Here is a 2,229-nt window from a genome sequence, read left to right on the forward strand (position 1 = left end):
GCCAGGGCTCATCAAGACGTCCCATCTGCGACTGAACTGGAACCCGGTGGCCAGTGCCGATGACTTTTCAAAGCGGGAAAATCCCGAATACCTGGTCTATGCGCTCGAACAACGCCTGGGCGTGAAAGCCAGTCGCTGGCGGCGGACATCCAAGCCGATCTGGGCAAACTGCTGTGGGCCGACCTGTTGATCCTGAACTTCCCGATCTTCTGGTTCTCCGCCCCGGCCATGCTCAAGGTCTGGATCGATCGGGTGCTGGTGTCGGGTATCTGTTATGGCGGCAAGCGCTTCTACGATCAGGGCGGCCTGGCCGGCAAAAAGGCCTTGGTTACCGTGACCTTGGGTGGGCGTGAACACATGTTCGGTGAAGAGGCTATCCATGGGCCGTTGCAGGACATGTTGCGGCCGATTTTGCGTGGGACGTTGGCGTATGTCGGGTTTGATGTGCTGGAGCCTTTTGTGGCTTGGCATGTGCCGTATATCAGTGATGAGGCGCGGCAGCAATTCCTGGTGGATTACACCCAGCGTCTGCAACACCTGAGCGACGACCTGGCACTCGTGTTTCCGAGGTTGTCGCAGTTTGATGGGCAGTTGTATCCATTGCCCTATGGTGCCTGACATACTTCACAAACCTTGCAGGAGCGAGTTTGCTCGCGATTAGGCCATCAGACTCAAAATGTTGTCTGATCCGCCGAAGACGTGAGCAAACTTGCTTATGTGTTTTTGTTGTTTTGTTTGTAATATTTCCCTAAGAGACTTCAAAGCGGATTTCTGCAGCGTTTCTTATTACCTGAATATCTCCAATTCCTGAGCCGAAGGCCGTTGGCAAAGGTTCGCCAGCCTGTCTGTAGATCTCTATTTGCCTAGGTACGTCCATCATGAAATTTGATTTTCCAGGTCTATGCACCACCCTTAAGTTTGCTGTTACAGAAAATTTCCCTTCAGATATCAATACCGAAAGTTCGTTTGCTCTCTCGGGCAGAACACCATTCAATTCACCTCTTAATCCTGCACTAATTACTTCGTGCGTTGGCGAGCTATGTTTTTGGTATTTGACGTGCTGCTTTATATTGTGCAGTCCGGTTTTCTGGTTCCAGGCTTTGACGGAGCTGCTACTTTCACCGCTAAGCAGGGCTTCTATCCGGCTACCTGGTGTTGCACCAAGCATTATTTCAGTATTACGCATGGCTAGATCATTTGGTGAGAGTGGGCCTGCTGTTTGATCTAAATAGTCCGCAAAATTATATTGGTTTGTGAGGTGTTTACTAGATACTTGTGATATGGAAGAATTTTTGTACAGGTCTGCCAAAAAATTGAATCGGCTATGACCATTGAAATCACCGAAATTAATTGGATCCCCAAGGCAATATGCATAGCAGTTTAATCCACCTTTTCCAAATGGACTCAAATAGTCTGGACTATTAAATCGCATCAGCACCGGATTAAACGCTCGATACCCGTTACCCAACAAATAATGTCCGGTCACAGGGTCTGGTCGTTCGCCATTGAATCCCAGCAAACTGAGCGGGCCACTCAATGCAGTCTGATGTCCGTAGGGACTGTAGGCGCTGGCTCGTCGTTCGCCGTCTTTCTTGAGTGTATGCAGTACCGAGCGCTGCACGTCGGTAGCCAATAAAGTGGTATCGAGTGCATTGTCTTCACGCTGTTGCTGCGCCAACAAAAAGTCACCGTGCTGGACGATGGAGTGCCCGATTGCACCCTGAATCTCGGTGGCCAGTCGGTTTTTGCAGTAAAAGCGATGGCGTTCCGGGGTATCGGACAGAGAATGGCTGGTCAGTTTATCCAGCGGATCGTAGCTGTAGCAGATGAGCCAGGGTTGCTTTGGATTGGACATTGGGCGCTCCGAGCTTTCAGGGTCTGGGAGGGCTTGAGTATCAATGGGATTGTTTGAGGCGGGAACTAGCAGAACTGATAGTCGAAAACCTGTGTACACCTGAGAATACTGTAGGAGCGAGGCTTGCCCGCGAAGAGGCCGGTACATCCAACATCGATGTTGGCTGACCTGACGCCTTCGCGGGCAAGCCTCGCTCCTTCAGTTTGATCTTCAGCACGTTCGTATCCCCGCCCCATTGTTCTGAATACGCAAACACTGATGTCGCCGAGAATGGAATTGTTGGTGCAGTGGCCGGCTTGTAGCCTCCATCACGCCGAACACCGGGATCGGCCAACGATCCGGTGGAGCTCCAGCCAGGGCTCATCAAGACGTCC

At 51.4% G+C, this 2,229-nt stretch carries 1 protein-coding gene and 1 pseudogene; one reads left to right on the forward strand and one right to left on the reverse strand.

The features are described from left to right. Positions 1 to 618 (forward strand): annotated as a pseudogene (locus PMI35_RS0132800) (NAD(P)H-dependent oxidoreductase); the annotation flags it as partial. 130 nt (positions 619 to 748) lie between these two features. Here PMI35_RS0132800 and PMI35_RS34065 read toward each other — a convergent pair. Further along, positions 749 to 1,855 (reverse strand): RHS repeat-associated core domain-containing protein, encoded by a 1,107-nt coding sequence (locus PMI35_RS34065; protein WP_008061058.1) that lies wholly within the window; start codon positions 1,853 to 1,855, stop codon positions 749 to 751. Positions 1,856 to 2,229: the final 374 nt, after the last annotated feature.

Source organism: Pseudomonas sp. GM78, assembly GCF_000282475.1.
In the GTDB taxonomy this organism is placed as follows: Bacteria; Pseudomonadota; Gammaproteobacteria; order Pseudomonadales; family Pseudomonadaceae; genus Aquipseudomonas.